This window comes from Neobacillus sp. KR4-4 (genome assembly GCF_042136325.1).
Taxonomy (GTDB): domain Bacteria; phylum Bacillota; class Bacilli; order Bacillales; family Cytobacillaceae; genus Neobacillus.
Genome location: NZ_JBHHJU010000018.1, coordinates 1 through 23160, shown reverse-complemented (window position 1 = coordinate 23160; position 23160 = coordinate 1). Strand labels below are relative to the sequence as shown.

At 40.9% G+C, this 23160-nt stretch carries 17 protein-coding genes and 1 pseudogene; 15 read left to right on the top strand and 3 right to left on the bottom strand.

Annotated elements, in window-relative coordinates; translation table 11 throughout:
* Nucleotides 1-89: 89 nt before the first annotated feature.
* From ACE198_RS17655 to ACE198_RS17625, 7 genes are all read left to right on the top strand, one after another.
* Nucleotides 90-1892 carry a sensor histidine kinase gene (locus ACE198_RS17655; protein WP_375376468.1) on the top strand — a complete coding sequence of 601 codons (1803 nt, stop codon included), beginning with the start codon at nucleotides 90-92 and terminating at the stop codon, nucleotides 1890-1892.
* Nucleotides 1885-3393, top strand: a complete 1509-nt coding sequence (locus ACE198_RS17650; protein WP_375376467.1) for a response regulator transcription factor — start codon at nucleotides 1885-1887, stop codon at nucleotides 3391-3393. The genes ACE198_RS17655 and ACE198_RS17650 overlap by 8 nt, the downstream gene beginning before the upstream one ends.
* A 17-nt stretch (nucleotides 3394-3410) precedes the next feature.
* On the top strand, nucleotides 3411-4823 hold the full coding sequence (locus ACE198_RS17645) for a glycoside hydrolase family 1 protein (protein ID WP_375376466.1): 1413 nt from the start codon (nucleotides 3411-3413) through the stop codon (nucleotides 4821-4823).
* A gap of 2 nt (nucleotides 4824-4825) precedes the next feature.
* On the top strand, nucleotides 4826-5773 hold the full coding sequence (locus ACE198_RS17640; RefSeq protein WP_375376465.1) for an ROK family protein: 948 nt from the start codon (nucleotides 4826-4828) through the stop codon (nucleotides 5771-5773).
* A 17-nt stretch (nucleotides 5774-5790) separates the two neighbouring features.
* Nucleotides 5791-6657 (top strand): ROK family protein, encoded by an 867-nt coding sequence (locus ACE198_RS17635; protein WP_375376464.1) that lies wholly within the window; start codon nucleotides 5791-5793, stop codon nucleotides 6655-6657.
* A gap of 288 nt (nucleotides 6658-6945) precedes the next feature.
* Entirely contained in the window at nucleotides 6946-8700 is a 1755-nt protein-coding gene (locus ACE198_RS17630; RefSeq protein WP_375376463.1) for an ABC transporter ATP-binding protein, read from the top strand.
* A gap of 7 nt (nucleotides 8701-8707) precedes the next feature.
* Nucleotides 8708-10528 carry an ABC transporter ATP-binding protein gene (locus ACE198_RS17625; RefSeq protein ID WP_375376462.1) on the top strand — a complete coding sequence of 607 codons (1821 nt, stop codon included), beginning with the start codon at nucleotides 8708-8710 and terminating at the stop codon, nucleotides 10526-10528.
* A 92-nt stretch (nucleotides 10529-10620) separates the two neighbouring features.
* Here ACE198_RS17625 and ACE198_RS17620 read toward each other — a convergent pair whose 3' ends face one another.
* Nucleotides 10621-11754 (bottom strand): ROK family protein, encoded by a 1134-nt coding sequence (locus tag ACE198_RS17620; protein WP_375376528.1) that lies wholly within the window; start codon nucleotides 11752-11754, stop codon nucleotides 10621-10623.
* Between the two features lie 342 nt (nucleotides 11755-12096).
* Here ACE198_RS17620 and xylA point away from each other — a divergent pair, with 342 nt between their 5' ends.
* The 7 genes and pseudogenes from xylA to ACE198_RS17585 all read left to right on the top strand — a co-directional run bounded on the left by xylA (nucleotide 12097) and on the right by ACE198_RS17585 (nucleotide 19815).
* A complete protein-coding gene (gene xylA / locus ACE198_RS17615) occupies nucleotides 12097-13428 on the top strand; it encodes a xylose isomerase (protein WP_375376461.1) in 1332 nt (443 codons plus the stop codon).
* 219 nt (nucleotides 13429-13647) lie between these two features.
* On the top strand, nucleotides 13648-13983 hold the full coding sequence (locus tag ACE198_RS17610; protein ID WP_375376460.1) for an aldose epimerase family protein: 336 nt from the start codon (nucleotides 13648-13650) through the stop codon (nucleotides 13981-13983).
* Between the two features lie 119 nt (nucleotides 13984-14102).
* Nucleotides 14103-14816 (top strand): annotated as a pseudogene (locus ACE198_RS17605) (DsbA family protein).
* A gap of 133 nt (nucleotides 14817-14949) precedes the next feature.
* Nucleotides 14950-16038 (top strand): D-xylose ABC transporter substrate-binding protein, encoded by a 1089-nt coding sequence (gene xylF / locus ACE198_RS17600; protein ID WP_375376459.1) that lies wholly within the window; start codon nucleotides 14950-14952, stop codon nucleotides 16036-16038.
* A gap of 79 nt (nucleotides 16039-16117) precedes the next feature.
* A complete protein-coding gene (locus ACE198_RS17595; RefSeq protein WP_375376458.1) occupies nucleotides 16118-17638 on the top strand; it encodes a xylose ABC transporter ATP-binding protein in 1521 nt (506 codons plus the stop codon).
* Entirely contained in the window at nucleotides 17635-18807 is a 1173-nt protein-coding gene (locus tag ACE198_RS17590) for a sugar ABC transporter permease (RefSeq protein ID WP_375376457.1), read from the top strand. Before ACE198_RS17595 ends, ACE198_RS17590 begins: the two co-directional genes overlap by 4 nt.
* A 36-nt stretch (nucleotides 18808-18843) precedes the next feature.
* The gene (locus ACE198_RS17585) at nucleotides 18844-19815 is read left to right on the top strand and encodes a Gfo/Idh/MocA family protein (protein ID WP_375376456.1); all 972 of its coding nucleotides are present in this window, start codon (nucleotides 18844-18846) and stop codon (nucleotides 19813-19815) included.
* Nucleotides 19816-20208: 393 nt separating this feature from the next.
* Here ACE198_RS17585 and ACE198_RS17580 read toward each other — a convergent pair whose 3' ends face one another.
* Nucleotides 20209-21708 (bottom strand): MFS transporter, encoded by a 1500-nt coding sequence (locus ACE198_RS17580; RefSeq protein ID WP_375376455.1) that lies wholly within the window; start codon nucleotides 21706-21708, stop codon nucleotides 20209-20211.
* A 446-nt stretch (nucleotides 21709-22154) separates the two neighbouring features.
* Here ACE198_RS17580 and ACE198_RS17575 point away from each other — a divergent pair, with 446 nt between their 5' ends.
* Nucleotides 22155-22379, top strand: coding sequence for a hypothetical protein (locus ACE198_RS17575; protein WP_375376454.1), 225 nt, complete (start codon nucleotides 22155-22157; stop codon nucleotides 22377-22379).
* 58 nt (nucleotides 22380-22437) lie between these two features.
* On the opposite strand, the gene ACE198_RS17570 is transcribed toward ACE198_RS17575, so the two are convergent.
* On the bottom strand, nucleotides 22438-22575 hold the full coding sequence (locus tag ACE198_RS17570) for a hypothetical protein (RefSeq protein ID WP_186328945.1): 138 nt from the start codon (nucleotides 22573-22575) through the stop codon (nucleotides 22438-22440).
* Nucleotides 22576-23160 lie beyond the last annotated feature (585 nt).

Below are 23160 nucleotides of genomic sequence, written 5' to 3'. Positions count from 1 at the left end.
GGTGGGAAATCTCAGCTTGCTTTTATTTGAAACCGTAGTTTCCAGTGGTAGACTAGAAAAAACAATAAGTATCATTTGAGGACATCAAAATGGGATTAAGAAGAAAAGGACGTTTTACTCAAAGAATATTTAATAAACTATTCTTGGCATCATCTATCACTATTATTTTAACCATCATTGTTTTAATCGTTACGATTACGAACTATTACTCGGAAGTGATTATTCAAAAAGAAGTGAACGTCAATACGAGAACGATGGAGCGGGTGGAGGATTATTTTTCAGCTAAAGATGCTGATATTAATCGGTCCAAAAGAGATTTTTATGTTAATGGGGAAGTCATTGATGATATGTCCTTTGCCCTTCAAAATGGGTATGCGAAATATTTGGAATACCGTCTCGACAAATTTTCGGAGGGCAAGTCCTTTGTACCGAATAATATTGATACGTATTTCAATGCCTATTTCGGTCAAGATAGCGATATTAATGCGATCAGTCTGCGTTCGTTGGAGACCCCAACTGTCGAATACCTGCTCATTTTTCAAAATTTACGATGGAATAAGAGCATCATCGATCCTTCCGGGCATTTAGGCAGCTTGTATCTTTCAGAAGAAATTCCTAATCTTGGCGGGCGTGTTATTCCACGAGGCAGGCAGCTAAGAGATACGTTTACCAAAAAGATTGTCGTTAACAATCCAGTGACCTTGAAAAAAATAGGTGAGATTACTATTTTTTATTCTACTAATCGTTTAGACAAAATGGTCAAAAAGCGTGATGGAGTGCCTGCTTCCTTTTTTATCATGGATGCGGAAGGCGAAATCGTTTATTCCGTCAATAAGGGGGATGTTCCCTTAGATATGATCAAACAGATAAAGCCTGAAACAAATGAGAAAAAAATAAAGTGGCGAAATGACCATTTCTATATCAGTACCATTGCGAACAAGGGGGATTATTCGTATATCAGTGTGATTCCCGATCGAGGGTGGCAAAAGCTGACAATTGTCAGGGGAACGATGTGGGGTGTCATTATATTCTTCATCAGTATTTCCATTTTAATTTCCTATTCGTTTACTCGAGATTATTCCAGGCGTATTAATAAGATTGTTGCGATTATTCGGCAGGTTGAGAAGGGAAATCTGGATGCCAGGATACCGGAATCCAAGCATGAAGATGAATTATCAAGGATTGCTGTTAATATCAATTCGATGTTAGATGAATTGAATAATTATATTGAACAATTTTACCTGCTAAATTTAAAGCAGCAGCAAGCGGAATTAAAAGCGCTTCAGGCCCAAATCGATCCTCATTTTTTATTTAATACGTTAGAGGCGATACGGATGGTGGCTGTTGTAGAGGGTTCAAAAACTTCTAGTAAAATGATTTTTCATTTATCCAAGCTATTCCGCTACTCGTTAGAATCAAAAGACACGGTGCCTTTGTATACAGAAATTGAATATGTCAATCAGTATTTAAAATTAATGCAATTTAAATTCCCAAACAAACTACAGGTTGATATTCATATACCTAGTGACGTGGAGCAAACACCTGTGCAAAAGCTCATTTTGCAGCCGATCATCGAAAATTATTTTGTTCATGGTTTTAGAAAGAACCGTACTGACAATGAGTTACACATTCGTGCCACTCAGCATGGAGAAATGTTGGAAATCACAGTGGAGGATAATGGTAAGGGGATAACGGAGGAGGATCTTGCGATGATTGTCCAGCATCTTAATTGTGAAGAGGGAGATGAAATGGATTCAATTGGATTAAGAAATATCCATCAACGTTTAAAACTTAAATATGGAGATACATTCGGTATTTCTGTGAAGAGTATCAATGATAAGGGAACGATTGTGACACTTTCTATTCCAGTAAGAGGGACCAGCCATGTATAAGGTGCTTCTTGTTGATGACGAGCCATTAATTACGATCGGCCTTCAAGCCCTCCTGGATTGGGAGGACTATGGGTTTGAAATTGTGTCGCGTGCCGAGAGCGGGGAAGAGGCGCTTGCTTATCTTAAAGAACATCCAGTTGACCTCCTTATTACAGACATATTGATGGGAGAAATGTCCGGTTTAGATTTAATTGAGGAAGCGAAAAAAATCCAGCCAAAGGTGAAATGTATTATTTTAACTGGTTACCAAGACTTCGAGTATATTAAGCAAGGTCTGTTATTAGGGATTGAAAACTATTTAGTCAAACCAGTGGATGAGGAAGAATTATTAACGACCGTTCAAAATGTTGGCCGGAAAATGAATGCAGTGTCGGGCGGTATTCAGGCACAAGAACCGTCCACCCTATTGGATAATACCTTGTGGCGGTTTTTGAATGGCGAGATTGAGAAGAACGACTGTCTGGAAAGATTGTCATTATATGATATCCAGTTTACTCAACCGTATTATGCTGTTTCGATTTTAAGCTTTGAAAACTATGACAAAGTGGAGATTTTAAAGGAGATCAAAACCTTTATTGAGGAACATTGCGCAGCCGTTTGTTTATTCAGTCCCAATCAAGACTTGGTCATTATTATAGGGAGCGAAAAGGAAAAGGACCTGTATCGATATAACCAAGGCCTGGTCGAGCAGCTAAAGGATGAAAAAAGTGGGGTCGGTTTATTCTATTTAGCGATGGGAAAGCCGGTGAAAACGGTAGACGAATTAGAGGAAAGCTTTATGAGAGCAAGAGAATACAGCTTATTGCAGCTATATTCCTGCCCAAATGTACTTCTTTCCGAACATTTGACGATTGATAAGCATGAAGAATTAAAAAAACAGCAAGAATTTAAAGAAACGATTGTCAAGCAGCTATTGAAAGCAGAGGGTGAAGTGATTCAGCGGATTGATTCTTTTTTTCAGGATCTCACCAAGCATTCCAGCTTTATCTCCCCGCCGGCTGCCAGAAAATATATCGTTGATTTACTTTCTTATATTCATTATTCGTTACAGCCGGACGATCTCTCCTATCATACAGCTGCCATCGAAAGAATCGTGTATAGTTCTGATATTGACGAGATGAAGGCTATTTTGAAGGAATATTGCCAGGAATTAATTTTTTCAATCCATAAGCAAGTTAATAATCGCAGTCCGATTGTCCAAAATGTTCTTGATTATATCCATGCCCACTATGATGAAGGGATTTCGTTAAAAACATTGGGCCAGCAATTTCATGTTAATGCCATCTATTTGGGGCAATTATTTCAAAAAGAAGTAGGGGCGGTCTTTTCAGAATACCTAAACCGATACCGATTGGAAAAGGCAAAAGAGCTCCTCAAAACCACCCACTACCGTGCAGGTGAAATTGGCAAAAAGGTCGGGTATTCGGATACGGCTTATTTCTATAAACAGTTCAAAAAAAGTGTGGGAACGACACCAAGTGAATGGAGAAAAATTAAATAAAAGGATGGTGATAATCAGTGGATAATAGTTTGCAAGAATATAACCTTACCTATCGTTTTCCAAAAAACTTTTGGTGGGGAAGTGCTGCATCTGGCCCGCAAACGGAAGGCGCAGCGCTGGTGGATGGAAGAAAACAAAGTATCTGGGATTATTGGTACAGCATGGAACCTGCTAGTTTTCATCATGGGGTGGGCCCGGAACATACATCGGATTTCTATCATCGGTTTAAAGAAGATATCCAGCTAATGAGAGAAACGGGCCATAACTCCTTTCGGACCTCGATTCAATGGTCACGGTTGATACCGGATGGAACTGGTGAAGTAAACGGGAAGGCCGTTGCCTTTTACAACCAGGTCATCGATGAATTGATTGCTCAAGACATCGAACCATTTATGAATTTATACCATTTCGATATGCCGATGTGCATGCAGGAAAAAGGCGGCTGGGAAAGCCGGGAGGTCATTGATGCCTATGTGAATTATGCGGAGACCTGCTTTCGCTTATTTGGCGACCGTGTGAAATATTGGTTTACCTTTAACGAACCGATCGTCCCGGTTGAGGCCGGGTATCTATATAATTGGCATTATCCAAATATAGTGGATTTCAAACGGGGGGCAACGGTTGCCCACCACACTATTGTGGCCCATGCGAAGGCAGTAGAAGCCTTTAGAAAAATGAATGTGGACGGGAAAATCGGCATTATCCTCAATCTCACCCCCTCTTATCCACGGAGCCAGGATGCCGAAGATGTGAAGGCTGCCCATATTTCGGATTTGTTCTTTAACCGCAGCTTCCTTGATCCGGTCACAAAAGGGGAGTATCCCCGTGATTTGGTTGATATTTTAAAAGAAAGAGACCTGCTTCCAGCCGTGGAGGCCGGTGATTTGGAAGTGATTAGAAATCATCCGATTGATCTATTAGGTGTGAACTACTACCAGCCGCGCCGTGTGAAAGCGAAAGAGAAGCCTGAGCCGGAGAATGCACCATTTATGCCGGAACATCTTTTTGATCCGTATATCATGCCAGGCAGGAAAATCAATCCGCACCGTGGTTGGGAAATCTGCGAGGAAGTTATCTATGATATTATGATTGACCTCCGTGACAACTATCGTAATCTGCCATTCTTTATTTCGGAAAATGGAATGGGTGTGGAAGGGGAAGAAAAGTTCCGTCATGTGGAAGGGTTTATTGAGGATGATTATCGGATTGAATTTATCCAGGAACACTTGAAATGGGTACATAAAGCGCTGGAAGAGGGAGCGAATTGCCTGGGGTATCACCTATGGACCTTCATGGATAACTGGTCATGGACGAACGCTTATAAAAACCGATATGGGTTAGTGGAAGTAGATTTACAGAACCATCTCACACGAACGGTTAAAAAATCAGGGAAATGGTATAAACAGTTGTCCGAAAACAATGGGTTTTAACCATGAAATGGGCAGAGGACGAAATTGAGGTGAGTCGGTTGAAAGCGTACATGGTATTCGATGTGGGCGGCACCTATATTAAATATGCTGTGATGGATCAAGAAGGAAAGAAACTAGAAAGTGGGAAGTTTCCGACTCCTTGTGAAGGATTAGAAAGTTTCTTGCAGAAACTTAGCCAAGTAACAAAAGAATATTCGAATTCATTTGAATTGCAAGGCGTTGCTTTAAGTTCACCCGGTGCGGTAAATGTTAAAACGGGGTTTATTGGCGGTGCCAGTGCAATTCCGTATATACATGGAGTTTGTATGACTGACCTCATAAGGGAACGAACGGGTTTCCCGGTATCGATAGAAAACGATGCCAATTGCGCCGCTTTGGCGGAAGGATGGTTAGGTGCAGCAAAAGGCACGGAATACTATATTTGTATTGTCATAGGTACCGGAATTGGCGGCAGTATCGTCATTAACCAATCAATCTTACGCGGGGCTTCGCTCCACGGCGGGGAGTTCGGTTACATGATTATGGGAGCACAGTCTAAAAATCCGCTTGATCAAACCTGGAGCAAGACCGCCTCGACCCATGCTTTAGTGGAGGAGGTCATCAGGAGAAAGTCACTGGCAAAAGGAACGTTGAACGGAGAAGAAGTATTTCGTTTGGCCGAAGAAGGGGACCCGATTGCCAAGGAGAGTATTGCAGATTTTTATAAACGGCTTGCGATCGGAATTTATAATTTAACCTATGCCTTGGACCCGCAAAAAATCCTCATTGGCGGCGGCATTAGCAAGCGGCAGGAAGTGATTGACGGGATCAATCAGGAATTGATGAGGTTAAGGGACGACATTTCAACTTTGCGAATAGAAGTACAAGCCTGTCAATTTGAAAATGATGCCAACTTAATCGGGGCATTGTTTCATTTCCTCAAGGACACAGGCCGGTTTGAAGAATTATAGATTAGGAGGAGCTGCGAATGCTTGGTGGAATTGAAGCTGGCGGAACAAAATTTGTTTGTGCTGTTGGAGACAAAAAGGGAACGATTGTGGACCGAATCCAAATCCCGACCACTACCCCGGATGAAACGATTCCGAAGGTCATTGAATTTTTTAAAAAATATCCGATTGAAGCGATTGGAATTGGGTCGTTTGGTCCGATTGATGTTAACCGGGAAAGTCCCACATACGGGCACATCACGTCTACCCCAAAACCAGGTTGGAAGGATTATCCGTTTGTGCAAGGGTTTGAGGATGAATTTGGGGTTCCCATCGGATTTCATACGGATGTGAATGCCGCCGCGTTAGGCGAGGCGACTTTTGGCGCAGCCAAAGGGATGGATAGCTGTTTGTATATAACGGTTGGAACAGGAATTGGAGCAGGTGCACTCGTTCAGGGGCAGATGCTTCAAGGGCAGTCTCATCCGGAAATGGGGCATATTTTGGTTAGGCGTCATCCGAAGGATCCCTATCAGGGGCGATGCCCGTACCATGGTGATTGTCTGGAAGGATTGGCGGCCGGTCCTGCCATTGAAGGCCGCTGGGGGCAAAAAGGAATAGAGTTAGAGGATAGAAATGAAGTATGGGAATTAGAAGGCTACTATATCGCCCAGGCACTGATGCAATATATTTTGATTCTTTCGCCAAAAAAGATTATCCTGGGCGGCGGCGTCATGAACCAGAAACAGGTATTCCCGTCGATCTACCAGCATTTGAAGGAGTTTCTCCGTGAGTATGTTTCATTGCCGGAGCTGTCAGAATATATTGTAAGCCCTGGTTTAGGCAATGATGCCGGGATTACAGGGGCGCTTTTGCTGGCCGATCAGGCATTGACTAAAGAGCCATAAATAATATTAATAGAAGAAACGTGCCACCACGTTGAAGGGTGGTACGTTTTTTTTTTTTTGCGAGCAAAAGACTTTATTTTAACCAATGAATCTATGGTTTTGCCAATAGGAGGGAGGGAATCGTACTGCTAAACTATTGGAAAGGCTTACATGAATGCCGGTTTATGACACGAAAGGGGGTGGAGGTTTTCAAAAATTTAGATAACCTAACGATTTTCGAAATATTTCTCACTTTAATCTATATAAATGTAAGGTATGTAAATTTTCAGGTTACATAAGGAGGAAAAAATGTTCGTTTTTAAAAAGTTGAAGTCGTTTTATCTTCCTTTTAAAAAGGATTTTATCTGGTCGCTGCTCTTTATGCTGCTTGTCGCTGCGATTACCGTCATCTATCCGGTCATTTTGCAGGTGACTATTGATGATGTCGTACTTGGGCGGAAGTATGACTGGGTGCCGTGGATTGCCTTGGGATTTATCGTGATCATGGGGGTAAAAGCCTTCTCTACTTTCATTCAGCATTATTTGGCAGATATGTTTGGTATTAAATCCGTGTACCTGCTCCGAAATGCTCTATATGAAAAGCTGCAGCGGCTATCCTTCAGCTATTACGATAACGCAAAGACAGGGGATTTAATGTCCCGCTTGACCGCGGATGTGGAAGGTTTTCGTTTTTTTGTATCCTTCGGCTTTAGCGAGGTCCTTCGCTTTGTCATTGTCGTGGGGACCAGTCTTTGTGTGATGTTCTATTATTCCGTTTCCTTGACTTTGGTCACGATGATGTCCCTGCCTTTTTTAAGTGTGGTGGTTTATAAGTTCGATCGAGCCGTCCACCCGGCGTTCCGTGGGATTCGCGAATCGTTCGGCCGCTTAAATACCATGGTGCAGGAAAATATTAACGGGATCCATACGGTTAAAGCCCTGTCAAAAGAAAAGGAGGAAACAAAGCGCTTTAACTCCTCCAATCAGGAGTACAGGACCAAGCAGCTGGCTACGTCGGTGGTATGGTCGAAATATTTTCCGTTGATGGAGCTGATCGGCAATATTTCCGTTGTCGCCTTGCTGGCCTATGGCGGATTTCAAGTGATCAATGGAGCGTTAAAGCCCGGGGAGCTTGTCGCCTTTTACAGTCTTGTTTGGTATATTATTTGGCCGATTATGAACCTGGGATTCACCATCAATATGTTCTCACAAGCAAAAGCTTCCGGCGAAAGGCTTCTTGAAGTATTGGAGGCAGATGAATCGATTATGGATAGCGATGACATCAGAAATAGCGGCAGATTGGAAGGAAAGGTGCACTTCGATCAGGTCACGTTCCACTATCAATCGGAAGAGGCGGCTGCGCTTAAGGAAATCACCTTTTCCGCGCCTCCCGGAACAACGATTGGGCTTATTGGTGCAACAGGTTCTGGGAAAACCAGTATGATTCAGCTTCTGTCCCGTTTTTATGAACCGACGGCAGGAACGATTGTGATTGATGATCAACCGATTCAGGAATACGGATTGAAAATGCTGCGTTCGCAAATTGGCGTTGTCTTACAGGAAACCTTTCTGTTTTCATCCACGATCAAGGCCAATATAGCGTACGGAAGACCAGATGCGGCGCTGGAGGAAATTATCGATGCGGCTAAACGGGCCCAGGCTCATGATTTTATTATGGAGCTGCCTGATGGATATGACACGAAGCTGGGGGAACGGGGAATGGGGCTCTCCGGGGGGCAAAAACAGCGGATTGCGATTGCGCGTGCCATTTGCATGAATCCGGCGATTCTCATCTTAGATGATTCCACTAGCGCGGTCGATATGGAAACGGAATTTCATATTCAAAAGGCCCTTCGAGAAGTCATGAAGGGGAGAACGACGTTTATTATTGCCCATCGTATTTCTTCACTAAAGCATGCCGATGAAATTTTGGTGCTGGATCAGGGAAGGATCATCGAACGCGGCACACATGAACAGCTGCTCGCCCATGGTGGAGCGTACCGGCGTATCTACAATATCCAATATCAGGATCAGGCAGCAATTTTGCAAAAGGCGGGAGGATAAGTGAAACATGGAGGACCAACGAAAGAAACAACTCATCCTCGAGCGGTTTCATTACTCTCAGGATGAAGTGATAGATAAATCATTTAACTGGCAGCAGATGTGGCGCTTGCTGCAATACTTAAAGCCTTATACAAAAAATTTACTGCCCCTTTCGTTTATGACAGTGATCATTTCAACCGCCATCCGTTTAATCATTCCGATTTTAATTGGCGTCTATACCCTTGACAAGGCGATTGTTGAAAAAGATACCACCTTATTGCTCCAACTGATTTTCATCATTTCAGGGTTGTATGTTTTATCCTATTTTGTCAATTTGCTAAGAATCCGCTGGATGAATAAGCTTGGGCAAAATGTCATTTATGATTTGCGGCAGCATTTGTTTACACATGTACAGTCCTTATCACACAGGTTCTTCGACCAGCGTTCGGGCGGGTCGATTCTTGTGCGGATTATGAATGATATTAATTCCCTGCAGGAGCTGTTTACAAGCGGTGTGATTAATCTATTAACCGATTTTCTCCTATTGCTGTCGGTTATTATTATCTTATTTTCTTTGAATGCCAAATTAACGATTGCGATTATGGTAATTTTGCCGATCATGTTTTTCATCTCCACCAGCCTGCGAAAAAAGATTCGGCTGCAGTGGCAATCAGTTCGGCTCGTTCAGTCGAAACTCAATTCCCATTTAAATGAAAGCATTCAAGGCATCCGCGTCACGCAGGCCTTTACCCAGGAAAAAGAAAACATTCAATTTTTTAAGGGAGTCAACCAGGAAAACTTTGAAACGTGGAAACAAGCAGTCCATAAAAATGCCATGTTTGGACCGTTTGTCGAGGTCACCAATGCATTGGGGACAGCCATTCTCATCTGGTACGGGGCATTTCTTGTTTCGGGTGGTGAAAGTACAATCGGGGAATTTGTCTCCTTTGCCTTTTATTTAGGGATGTTCTGGGAGCCGATTTCACGACTTGGCCAGCTGTATAATCAGCTGTTGATCGGAATGGCCTCTTCGGAGCGGATTTTTGAGTTTTTAGATGAAAGACCGCTGGTGTCGGAGGCCCCTAAACCTATGATTCTCTCTTCTATTAAAGGGCAGATTGAGTTTGAGGATGTGGAATTTTCCTATGATGGATCAAGAAAGGCGTTAAACGGTATTTCTTTTTCGATAAAAGCGGGAGAGACGGTTGCGCTTGTCGGCCATACGGGCTCCGGAAAGACGACCATTGCTAACTTGGTCAGCCGCTTCTATGATGCTACCTCGGGTGTGGTCAAAATCGATGGTCACCCTATTCATGAATTGTCGATTGCGGGTCTGCGCTCGCAAATAGGTGTGGTCCTGCAGGACACGTTTATCTTTTCAGGAACGATTATGGAAAATATTCGTTTTGGAAATCCGGGAGCCAGTGACGAGGAAGTGATCGCTGCCGCGAAGGTAGTAGGTGCCGATTCGTTTATTAACCAGCTTGCGAATGGCTATCAAACCGAGGTGGAAGAGCGGGGCAATATCTTGTCGGTGGGTGAGCGTCAGCTCCTTTCTTTCGCCAGGGCCCTTCTCGCTGGGCCAAAAATTCTCATTTTGGATGAAGCCACCGCCAGTATTGACACGGAATCAGAGGTCAAGATTCAAAAGGCATTAAGAACGTTATTAAAAGGAAGAACCGCCATTATGATTGCCCACAGGTTATCAACCATCCGGGAAGCCGACAACATCCTGGTTCTTGATCACGGACATATCCTGGAGCAGGGAAATCATGAACATCTCATGGCTAAACAAGGAATCTATTATGAATTAGTGAAAGCCCAATACAAAATGCTTGATCATGGGTGACGAGGAGTGGGACCATGGGGACGGTTCTTGTGCTAGAACCGTCCCTGTGGCATTTAGGCATTTTCTCCCCGCAGCAGGGGACTGGCTTCTTTTTATTCGGCTTTAATAAAGTTCTCAACAACAAAAGCAGAAACACCTAATGCGCTTGAATATTTTCCAAGCCGTGAAAAATCCAAGTGCAGCCCCTTTTGATGGAGCGTAAGAGTGTGTTTTTCAATCGTAGTCCGAATTGGCGGCTCCATCCATTCTTTTGCCAGCGCTAATCGATTGCCGATGATGACCTGATCGGGGTTAAAGGTGTTAATAATATTATTAATTCCATAACCAAGGTATTTACCGATTTTTTCAAAGTGACTCTTGGCCATTTCATTACGACCCTCAGCCGACTGAATCAATGTCTCAAGTGAATCAAAGCCGGGATTTTCCAGAAGGGCATTTTCAGAGGCATATGCTTCCCAACAGCCTCTGCTCCCACAGCTGCAAGGCTTTCCGTTGAGATCAATAATGATATGACCCATTTCACCGGAGAACCCATTTTTTCCTTGATATAATTCTTTGTTTATGATGATTCCAACACCGATTCCGATTCCAGCACTTATATAGATGATGTTCTGATAATCTTGACCCGCACCGAATTGTTGTTCACCAATCGCCCCAGCATTCGCCTCATTTTCAATGATTACGGGAACATGGTATAAGTCCTCAAGGTCCTTTTTTAATCCAATGTTGGTCCAGCCTAAGTTTGGAGCTAGCAGGACCGTTCCATTTGTGTTCACGATTCCTGGCACAGCGACACCAATCCCAACGATTCCATACCTGCTGTTAGGCATCTCATCCATGATCGACCCAATCATATGTTGGATTTTGCTTATAATCGCAGGGTAGGGGGTTCGGTTAACGCTTTCATGTTTCTCTAACAAAATATTCCCTTTTAAATCCGTCATCACGCATAGAATGTAATTCACACCGATATCAATGCCAATGGCATATCCGACCGTCTTGTTAAAATGCAGGATCACAGGTCGCCGGCCACCGCTGGATTCCCCGGTGCCGGATTCGTAAATAAGTTCCTGTTCCAATAACTCATTTACGGAAGAAGACACTGTTGCTTTATTCAACCCTGTTATTTGAGCAATATCAGCTCTTGATATGGGCTCTTTTTCAATAATCATTTGTAATACAAGGGCTTTGTTATTTCTTTTTACCGTTTGATGATTCCATGTCATGGTTCCCACTTTATAAAAAAACTCCTTATTTAGTAGTAAATCAATTTTAACACAAAACTTTGTTTATTTATTACACAAACTTACAAATGCATGCCTAAACTAGATCTTTTGGCTTGAAGAAGCGAAAAGACCTGCAAACTCACTTACATCTTAATAGCAGGTATTAGGCATAGCATAGGGTGTTTGTAAAAAACAGTCAGTCTTTTTCAAAAAAAATTAGTACACTTAGTTTGTCAAATAGACAAATTAAGTGTATCATGCTATGATTCGATTATCAAAGGTAAATAGTTTCAATACCTTCTTGTACACTCGTACACATACACAAACTAGGAGGAATCATGGATGGCTTATTTTGAAACAGTGAATAAAATCCAATTTGAAGGGGCTTCATCAAAAAATCCTTTCGCATTTAAGTTTTATAATCCTGAAGAAAAAATCAACGGCAAAAGTATGGAGGAAATTCTTCGTTTTTCTATTGCCTACTGGCACACCTTCACAGCTGACGGAACAGATCCGTTTGGAGTGGGAACTGCCAATCGTCCTTGGGATCATTTTCAAGGCTTAGATTTAGCAAAAGCACGTGTCGAAGCAGCATTCGAATTTTTTGAAAAATTAAATGTTCCTTTCTTTGCATTCCATGACATTGATATCGCTCCAGAAGGAAGCACATTAAAAGAAACAAATGAAAACCAAGATGTTATTGTTGCCATGATCAAGGAATACATGAAAACAAGCAAGACGAAATTGCTTTGGAACACGGCGAATATGTTCACGAACCCACGCTATGTTCATGGTGCTGCAACTTCTCCAAATGCCGATGTATTTGCATACTCTGCAGCGAAAGTGAAAAAAGCGCTGGAAGTGGCTAAAGAACTTGGCTCTGAAAACTATGTATTCTGGGGCGGCCGTGAAGGTTATGAAACACTTCTCAATACAGATATGAAACTGGAACAAGACAACTTAGCACGTTTCTTCCATATGGCAGTAGATTATGCGAAAGAAATCGGCTTGGACGTTCCGTTCTTAATTGAGCCAAAACCAAAAGAGCCTACCAAACATCAATATGATTTCGATGTAGCAACTGGTTTGGCATTCTTGCAAAAATATGACCTAACAGATTATTTCAAGTTCAACATTGAAGCAAACCACGCAACTTTGGCCGGCCACACATTTGAGCATGAGTTAAGAACAGCTCGTATCAATGGAATGCTTGGTTCAGTCGATGCCAACCAAGGTGATACATTGCTTGGATGGGATACAGATGAGTTCCCAACTGACCTTTACACTAACACATTAGCCATGTATGAAATTCTAAAAAATGGCGGCTTAGGAAAAGGCGGCTTGAACTTCGATGCAAAAGTAAGACGTGGATCATTTGAAGCAGATGATCTTTTCCATGCACACATCGCTGGTATGGATGCATTTGCCATCGGCTTAAAGGTTGCCAATAAATTAATTGAAGACAAAGCTTTAGATAGCTTCATCGAAGAACGCTACAGCAGCTATACTAATGGCATTGGCTTGGATATCGTCGAAGGAAAAACCAACTTCCGCGAGCTTGAAGCATATGCCCTCCAATTAAATGAAATTAAGAATACATCTGGCAGAACGGAACGACTCAAAGCAATCGTTAACCAATACTTATTAGAAACACTTTCATCTGTAACAGTTTAATTGAAATTATGTAGAAAAGTGCTGGGAGCATATTACTCCAGCACTTTTTTAGAAAAGGGTGAGCACCCATATATCGTGGGGAAAGAACGCGGCATGCTGATTCTAAATATGCCTAATTGTTTAGTTTTCTTATTAAATCTCAATGAACCCGCCACTTGGCGGGTCTTTATTATTTAGGGACTAAAATTAATAGATTTTGAAGACGGAAGGAAGATGAAAATGAATGTCACACAAGAGTACATAGGTGAACTTGGCAGCCAGACGATCTTTTCGTTTACGATACAAAACGATCATGGTATTGAAGTGACAGCCATTAATTATGGCTGTATAATCACTAAAATTGTTGTTCCGGATAAAAACGGAAATTTCGAAAATGTTGTTCTTGGGCATGATTTTCTCAATGAATATGTAAATGACCCCTATTTTCTTGTTTCATTACTGGGTACCGCTCCAATGTCATTGGCCAATCCAAAGGTCGGCTTAATCGCAACCAACGGATCAGCAAACGCAGCTAGTCCTATAAATGCAGTATTCTCCTATCTTAAAAACTATTAATTCGCAGCAAATCTAGCATTAACGTCGATGAATCAGCTATTGGCAGCTTCTCTTCCAATAGCTGATTCATTTCATGTATTTTATTAGAATGGAAGCCCAGGCAGTTGAGGTGTTCGAAAATGGCTAATCAAAAAAAAGGTTCTAACAATACTTCTGCGAAGATTATATTCTGGATAGTCGGTTTAGTGGCAGTCATCATTATGGGCTTTATTTTTCTAGCTCCTCATAAAAGCCAAAATACGGCAGGTCCAAAAGTTGAGGCCTACAAAGGAAAAAGTTCAGCACAGATTGACTATACAAATCAGCCTTACGTAGGAAAAAGTTCAGCATCCGTTTCGATTATTGAGTTTGGAGATTATAAATGCCCATACTGCAAAATGTTTAATGAAAAGGTAGTACCAACCATTAAACAAAAAGTAGATAAGGGAGAAGTGAAATTATACTTTATAAATTATTCCTTTATTTATCCTGATTCGACTCGAGCGGCAAAATTTGCTTAATCCGTTTATGCTGTACTGGGAAGTGAGACATTTTGGAAATTCCATGATCTTCTTTATCAAAAACAACCTAAGGACAGCAAATATGAAAAAATGGATATATATGACAAAAAATTCCTTACGGAGATATTAAAAGAAATTGTCAGTGATGAGGATGTAAATAAGGTTGTTCAATATTTTACTGCGAAAAAGGCAGATGCTGCTTGGCAAAAGGATATGGATCTTGTTAACAAACTGAAAGTAAACGGTACTCCAACCATTTTCGTAAATGGTAAGTTGGCTAAGACAATGGATGATTTATTAAATATGGTGGATAAGGCGGCAAATGAGAAATGAGCTAAATTAATAGAAAGCAAGAATAGAAAAATATAAAAAAATTCCAACTACTTAGTTTATTCAATGGACAAACTAATGGAGGGATGATATATTATTTTTGTAAATAGCAAAATTTAACTGAGGAGGTAACAAAATGAAGAAGTTGAAAGGTATTATCACTAGCTTATTGGTAGTAATGCTTGTCGGAATGCTGGCTGCTTGCGGAGGTCAGGATCTTGGCAGCAAAAATGTAAGCGGCAACAAGGGTGGAGACAAAGGCAGTAAAATTAAAATTGGTTTATCTGTTTCAGACTTAACACTGGAAAGATGGCAGCATGATAGAGATATCTTTGTTGAGGAGGCAAACAAACTTGGTGCGGATGTTGTAGTACAATCCGCAAACGGTGATGAGGCGAAACAATTATCGCAAATTCAAAATATGCTTTCACAAGGCATTGATGCTCTTGTTGTCATTGCGATCAACTCAGATTCATTATCTCCGGTTGTTGACCAAGCTAAAAAAGAAGGTATTCCTGTTTTAGCATATGACCGTTTAATCAATAACGCTGATGTTGATGCATATGTTTCCTTCGATAATGTTCGCGTAGGGGAAATGCAAGCTGAAGCATTAGTTAAACAAGTACCTAAAGGCAACTACTTCCTACTTGGAGGATCTCCAACAGATAATAACGCAAAAATGTTCAGAGACGGTCAAATGAACATCATTAAGCCACTTGTTGATAAAGGTGATATTAAAGTGATCGGCGACCAATGGGCAAAAGATTGGGATGCCAATGAAGCAATGAAAATCATTGAAAATGGTTTAACTGCAAACAACAATAAAATTGATGCAATTGTCGCTTCAAATGACAGCACAGCCGGCGGTTCAATCCAGGCTTTAGCAGCTCAACATTTAGATGGAAAAGTTGCTATTTCGGGACAAGATGCAGACTTGGCGGCAGTACAACGTATTGTAGAAGGCAAACAAACCATGACTGTTTACAAGCCAATCAAGACCATCGCAACAGAGAGTGCTGATGTTGCTGTTCAACTTGCTAAAGGTGAAAAAGTTAGTACAGACAGTACGGTAAATAACGGGAAAGTTGATGTTCCTTTTATCAAGCTTGATCCAATTATGGTCAATAAGGATAACGTGATTGACACCATTATTAAAGATGATTTCCATTCTTATGAGGATGTTTACAAAAACGTTCCAGAAAATGAGCGTCCGGAAAAAAAATAATCCTGTGAAAAAGAAGATAGGGGGAGCTATAACCCCCTTCTTCTTATTAAAGAATAATAGATTTAGGAGGTTACTTGGTATGGAAGCTTTTGCGCTCCAAATGCAAGGCATTACGAAAGAGTTTCCAGGTGTTAAAGCGTTGGACAATGTAACATTTTCAGTGGGTAAAGGAGAGATCCATGCTTTATGTGGTGAAAATGGTGCTGGGAAATCAACATTAATGAAAATATTAAGCGGTGTATATCCCAACGGAACATATAGCGGCAAAATTTTGATAAGTGGAGAAGAAGTTTCATTTAAATCGATTAAAGAATCACAATCAGCCGGTGTTTCTATTATTTATCAGGAACTGGCACTGGTGGGAGAAATGTCTATAGCGGAAAATATTTTCCTTGGTCATGACTTAATGAGAAGGAAAGTAATAGATTGGAACAAGATTAATACCGAAGCCCAAAAATGGCTGCAATATATTGGTTTGGATATCGATCCTGAAACCAAGGTAAATCAATTAACGGTTGGAAAACAGCAATTAATCGAGATTACTAAAGCTTTAACTCACAATACTGATATTTTGATCTTGGATGAGCCGACAGCCGCCCTGACAGAAAGCGATGTTGAAATATTAAAAGGAATCTTGATGGACTTAAGATCTAAAGGTGTTACATGTATTTATATCTCACATAAGCTTGGGGAAGTAATGGCTTTAGCAGATAGTATAACAATCCTTCGCGATGGTCAGACAATCGGTACATACCCAATTTCAGAGATGAACGAAGATAAAATTATCGCGAAAATGGTTGGAAGAGAACTCACTGAATTGTTTCCTTATGAGCCGCGCAAGATTGGCGAAACAGTGTTAGAGGTGGACGATTATTCAGTTTTTGATAAACATACAAACAGAACGATAATAAATAATGCTTCATTTAAATTGAAAAAAGGTGAAATACTTGGTATTTCAGGATTGATGGGTGCCGGACGGACGGAACTGTTTACCAGTTTATTTGGAGGTCTTCCAGGTAAAAAGCAGGGCCGGGTAGTGATCAATGGGAAGGAAACCAATATCCAAAAACCCGCCGATGCGATTCAAGCCGGTTTAGCCTATGTTTCAGAGGATCGAAAAAGATATGGACTTATTCTTGGAATGGATATTGCGAAGAACTCTACCTTAGTCGCCCTTAATAAAGTGATAAAACTTAATGTGATTGATAGCGCGCTCGAGGTTAAAAAAGCAGATGAAATTACTAGAAGAATGAAGCTAAAAGCACCAAACCTTGAGGCAAAGGTAAGTCAATTAAGTGGAGGAAACCAGCAAAAAGTAGTTTTAAGTAAGTGGATTCTAAATGATCCTAAAATTCTTATTTTGGATGAACCAACGAGAGGGATTGATGTTGGCGCCAAATATGAAATCTACAAGATTATCAATGAACTTGCCGAGCAGGGAGTAGGAATTGTTATCATTTCATCCGAATTGCCGGAAGTACTTGGAATGTCTGATCGAATTCTGGTCATGTCTGAGGGAGAGATCACGGGAGAATTCAGCCGTGAAGAAGCTACACAAGAAAAAATAATGGCTCGTGCTACTGGAGGGGTAAAGCTGTGAACAGTCAAGTATCTATAAATAAGCAACCACAAGTAAAAAAAGCAGCTGGAATTAAAGTGAAATTTGATCTTCAATCCTACACATTAATCATTGCGCTTGTTGTGATAGCGATTATCTTTGGTGCTTTTACCGGTGGTGAATTCTTATCATCACGTAATCTTTCAAACCTATTTACCCAAATGGCTGTTATGTCCGTTTTGGCCGTTGGAATGACATTGGTTATTGTCGCCGGTCATATTGATTTGTCTGTTGGTTCAATCGTAGGTTTAACAGGTGGTATTGCAGCCATGTTACAAGTATGGCACGGCTCTAATACGGTAATTGCTGTTCTAGCAGCCATTGTTGTGGGTGCTGTCATCGGGTTATGGCAGGGCTGGTGGGTTGCTTTTCGTAATGTACCTGCGTTTATTGTTACATTGGGTGGCATGTTGATTTTCCGTGGAATTTTGATTGGAATCAGTAAAGGACAAACCATTGCCCCATTAAGCAACAGTTTTGGTCAAATTGGAAGCAGCTTTATTCCATATGTTGTTGGTTATATCTTAGCCATCATCGGAGTTGTTCTTTTGTTCATTTCAAAAATACGCTCAAGAGCTAAACGGCAATCCTTAGGTTTAAATCTTTCTCCTGCCTTTCTTGATTATGGAAAAATCACGGTGTATTCCGTTTGTATTTTATTTGTCACTTATATGCTTAACCGCTACCTTGGAATTCCTTTACCAATGTTAATTGTTGTTGTCTTAGCCGGAATCTTTCTATTTGTATCACATAAGACATCGTTTGGTCGATTCACATATGCAATTGGCGGCAATGTGGAAGCAGCCGCACTATCAGGAATCAATATCAAACGAAATCTTTTATATGTTTTTATTTTAATGGGGGCATTGGCCGGTGTAGCTGGAGTATTACTAACAAGCCGATTGAATGCAGCCACTGTTAGTGCAGGAACATCCTATGAATTAGATGCCATCGCAGCTTGTGTTATTGGTGGTACCAGCTTGATGGGAGGTAAAGGAAAAATTGTTGGTGCCATAATTGGTGCACTGATCATGACTAGTATTGATAATGGTATGAGTATGATGAACATCGAGGCGTTTTGGCAATATATTGTGAAAGGGCTTATCTTAATTTTTGCCGTATGGATGGATGTTTCCAACCAAAAAAAATAATTCATTTCGTAACAATATTTTTAGGAGGGGTTGGACTTGCGAAAAGTTCGTTGGGGGATTTTAAGTACGGCTGAAATTGCAAGAACGCAGGTAATTCCAGCTATCATTCAAGCCAAAAATGCTGAAGTGGCAGCCATCTCAAGTTCCAGTGGCCGTGGAAGTGAAACAGCATTAGAATTCGGTATTCCCAAATTATACAATAGCTATGAGGAACTGTTAAACGACCCAGAAATTGATGCTGTTTATATCCCCCTTCCCAATCACTTGCATAAACATTGGGTAATTGAAGCAGCAAAGAAAGGAAAACATGTCCTTTGTGAAAAACCGGCAGCTTTAAATGCTGAAGATGCAACCGAAATGGTCAATGTTTGCCGTGAACACAATGTTAAATTCATGGAAGCGTTTATGTATCAGTTTCATCCACAGCATCAACGGGTTAAGGAAATTATTGCTTCGGGAAAAATCGGAGAAGTGAAACTCATGAGATCATCCTTTTCCTTTCTTCTGGAACAAAAAGACGGAAATATTCGAATGGATAAGGAAAAGGGCGGCGGAAGCCTATACGATATTGGAAGCTACTGTATTCACGCGATTCGTTTTATTTTAGATGCAGAACCAGCAGCAGTAGAAGTCCATGGAGAAATGGATTCTGAAACCGGGGTAGATCTGTCTGCAGTGTGTATATTAGAGCTTGAAAATGGGGTTAAAGCGATTTTTGATTGCAGCTTTGACACGGCTTTTAGAAATGAATATGAAATTATCGGAACAAAAGGCAGAATCATTGTCCCGAGAGCTTTCCGTCCCGACATTAATGGCGGCGAAGGTATCATAATTATTCAAAACGATTCAGTTGAAACAATCGAAAGAATTCATGGATATTTATATTTAACGGAAATCGAGCATTTTTCCAATGCCATATTGGAAGATTCGCCTATCATGTATTCCGGAGAAAGTATGATAAAAAATATGCGTGTGATTGATGCATGTTACCAAGCACTAATCAATTAAGATTGAAATCAACAAGCAGAACTCACTTTTTGGACTCCCAAAAAGTGAGTATTTTTTTTAGGCTGTGTTATAACTGAATCTTGATTTCACTGTGTTTGAAAAATAAACGGAAAATTTCCGTCTAAACTGAAAAATATCCATTTTTTCTTAAAAATAAAGGAAGTTTTTCCGCTTATATGATCCAAATCTATGGATTTTGTCTTATTTAGAGCAATTAAGCGGAATATCTCCGGTTATATCTTCCTTTTTAGAGTCCACTATATACATTAGCCGGAAATTCTCCGCCTATGGATCCTAGCAGTCTAGTAAGGCTTTAAGGGGCGAAATCATATCAATTGAACAAACCCACTCATTTCATCTGAGTGGGTTTGTTCATTTATTTATGACTCACATTCAGCGGGTTTGTGTTTTGGCACGAGTTGCATCAAGTTGCTTATTGATATCTTCGACGTCTTTATCTGATAGCGGGTAAAGAGCCATCACTATCATTGAAACGATCGCAAGCACTGCTGGAATCCAGATAGCTGTGATATTGATACCGGAAAGAGCACTAGCTGTTTGCTTCACCGCATGTCCATCGAAGCCATAGGCAGCAAGGAACCAAAGTGGAACGGCACCGCCAAGAGTGAAGCCGATCTTGAAGAAGAGACCCATAATCGCGTTGATGATCGCAGCGTTACGTTTGCCAGACTTCATTTCACCATAAGAGACAACTTCGGGAACGAGTGCCCACATGAAACCAGTTGCGGAAGTAAGACCCCACTGTTTGATGAAGGTTGAAACATAGGCAAGGGTGAGTGAATCATGCATGCCATCTAACGACCATACCCAAGTAAGGATTTCACCAACAACAAACATACCAAGGAAGAAATGGAAGAATCCCTTTTTACCGAAGATCTTCCTTAATTTTGGCCAGAAGACTGGGAAAGCAATACCAGGGATGGAGGCGATGAGACCTACTGCACCCATCCAGTCTGAGTGGTTGACCGTGTATTGGTTAAAGAAGCCATTCACTGTGTTCATGAAGAACATGAAGGTGAAAGCAAGCATAAAGAAGAAACCAAGAATAACGAGTGGTTTGTTGTTCTTCAATTCAACGAACAAGTCGGTCGCTTTCACTTCTGCCGATTGTTTCGCCGTTGCGACCACGCGTTCTTTTGTAAGACGGTAGCAGAAGAACAACGCCACAGCACCAAGTACCATGTAAACCATGTAAACCCCAAACCAAGCGTGACTTGCAGATGCATCTGTATACGTACCCATGTTGATCTTGAGACCAAAGAAACCTGTGTCCTTGGCCGAACGGTCTAATGGGGATGCCATTTGAACAAACATTGGAAACAGTGTGTAAACCAAGAGGTTAGCAATATTAGCCAACATCATTCGAGTAGTTGTGATTTTATCTACGGATTCAGGGTCACGTGTAAGTGAAGCATTGAGCGAGCCGTAAGGAATGTTAACCACTGAATAAACCAAGTCGAGCAGAAAGTAAGTGATAAAGGCGATGGGCACTGAACCACGAATGGCTGGAATTGGAACAAAGAGCATCGCTGATAAGATAATAAGTGGAATCCCTGCAATTAGAAGCCAAGGACGATATTTTCCGTTCTTGAAGGTATGTTTATCGACGTAGGTACCAACCATCGGATCCCAGAATACGTTCACGATACGGACAAACAAGAAGATGAACCCAGCTGCTGCCGTACCAATGGCATTAACGGTCGTCAGATAGAGAGCTAGGAATCCTCCAACTGTACCAAATACGAGGTTTTGGGCAAAGTCCCCAAGACCGTAGCCAATTCGTTCAGAAAGGCTGAGCTTATGGTATTCGTTATGTTGAATGTTTTGAGTGTTTTTGTTCATTTGTTTAACAGTTGATTCCATTAAAGCCATGTCAGTCAAATCTCCTTTTTAGCAAAATTTCCAATCACTTATCCGCTTACATTACTAGATATTGGTAGTATCGTCTTTTGGAAAAATTGAATCCCTCAAATCTTTTTAAGCCGTTAACCGCTTTCAGAGATGGGTAGAAAATGGTAACCCTTGTTAAAGTGAATTGCTGCATTCGTTAACGATCTAGAAATATTTTACAAACTTAGTTTGTTTATCGGATAAACTAAGCTTTGAGTTAATAGTAACACATGTCTTTTAAATGAACAATATACAAGTTAATAAATTTTTTTGAAATAATAAAATTAATATTAGGCTAAGCGAATTATTTGAAATCAGTATCGAAGAGTTAATATAGGGAGGCAGTTCCTTCCAAAGTAAAATCAAAGTTAAAGGGGGAAAAGAAGGAGTGAAACAATTAAAACAAAGTTTTGGTGGTGGAAGTGTTTATGCATCATAAACTACAAGAAAACTCATCCCCTGAAAGAGAAAATACTAATTTTTGGTTCCCTGGGCGCTGGATTGGGGGCCTCTCCTTAATCATTGGACGGCTCTTATTACTAGCGGCAGCTCTTCTCAGGATACAATTTCATTTTTTCTATGACGCGCAGCTCGCTGCTTACGCCGATCATCCTGTACTATTTCTTGTTGTGCTTACGGGAGTTGAAGAATAGGACGCATTTGAACGATATTATGACATAAAAAATCCCCTCAAGTTTTTCTTGAAAGGAATCACGTTTGCTTTGCGTTTTCAAGTTTTGATTTAATTTGGTTATTTTGAGATATTATGACACTGCTAAAAATAATTGTTGCTACAAAGCCTAAAAGTGAAAAAAAGACAAAAACAGCCAAATTGGTATTATCACGCAAAACAGGACCTCCCTCTAGTAATAAGTATAGTTTGTATAAAAAAACCATTTACTATTCGTAATTGCATTCTTCGAGGAAAATGTGCAATAGAACAAAAGGACTTTTTCCACTCCCTCAGTTAAATACGATTTTCTCCCGAATGCTCGCTAATTCGCAGGATTTCATTACCGTTGGTATAGAGTTAACGATTAAATGAAATGAGTTCAGATTTTTAGGCTTCGTGAAAGCATGGGGAAATAGAGGAGTGGTTTACAACTCCATATTTTACCATATGATGTACATGCTCCACGCCGCCCTTGGAGGCTTACCCTCCCATGTCTCAACGGGTCAAAAGCCCTATCATTCCTTCGTCATGCCTATCCAAGGGGTGGAGGCCAGTTATGCTAACGGGATGGGTCTAAGCCCTTTTGTGGAACAAACCTGGTACTCCGTACATGTTTGAAATCCTACGAATAAGCCAACATTCGATAACTGTAAAACTAACAATCACTTTTTCTTATTATTTATTGGAGTCTTTCCTTTTGGGAAACTCGAAAGTGTTTCTAAGAATCTATAAGTTCTTATGCTGCTAAAGTAGTTAAAGGT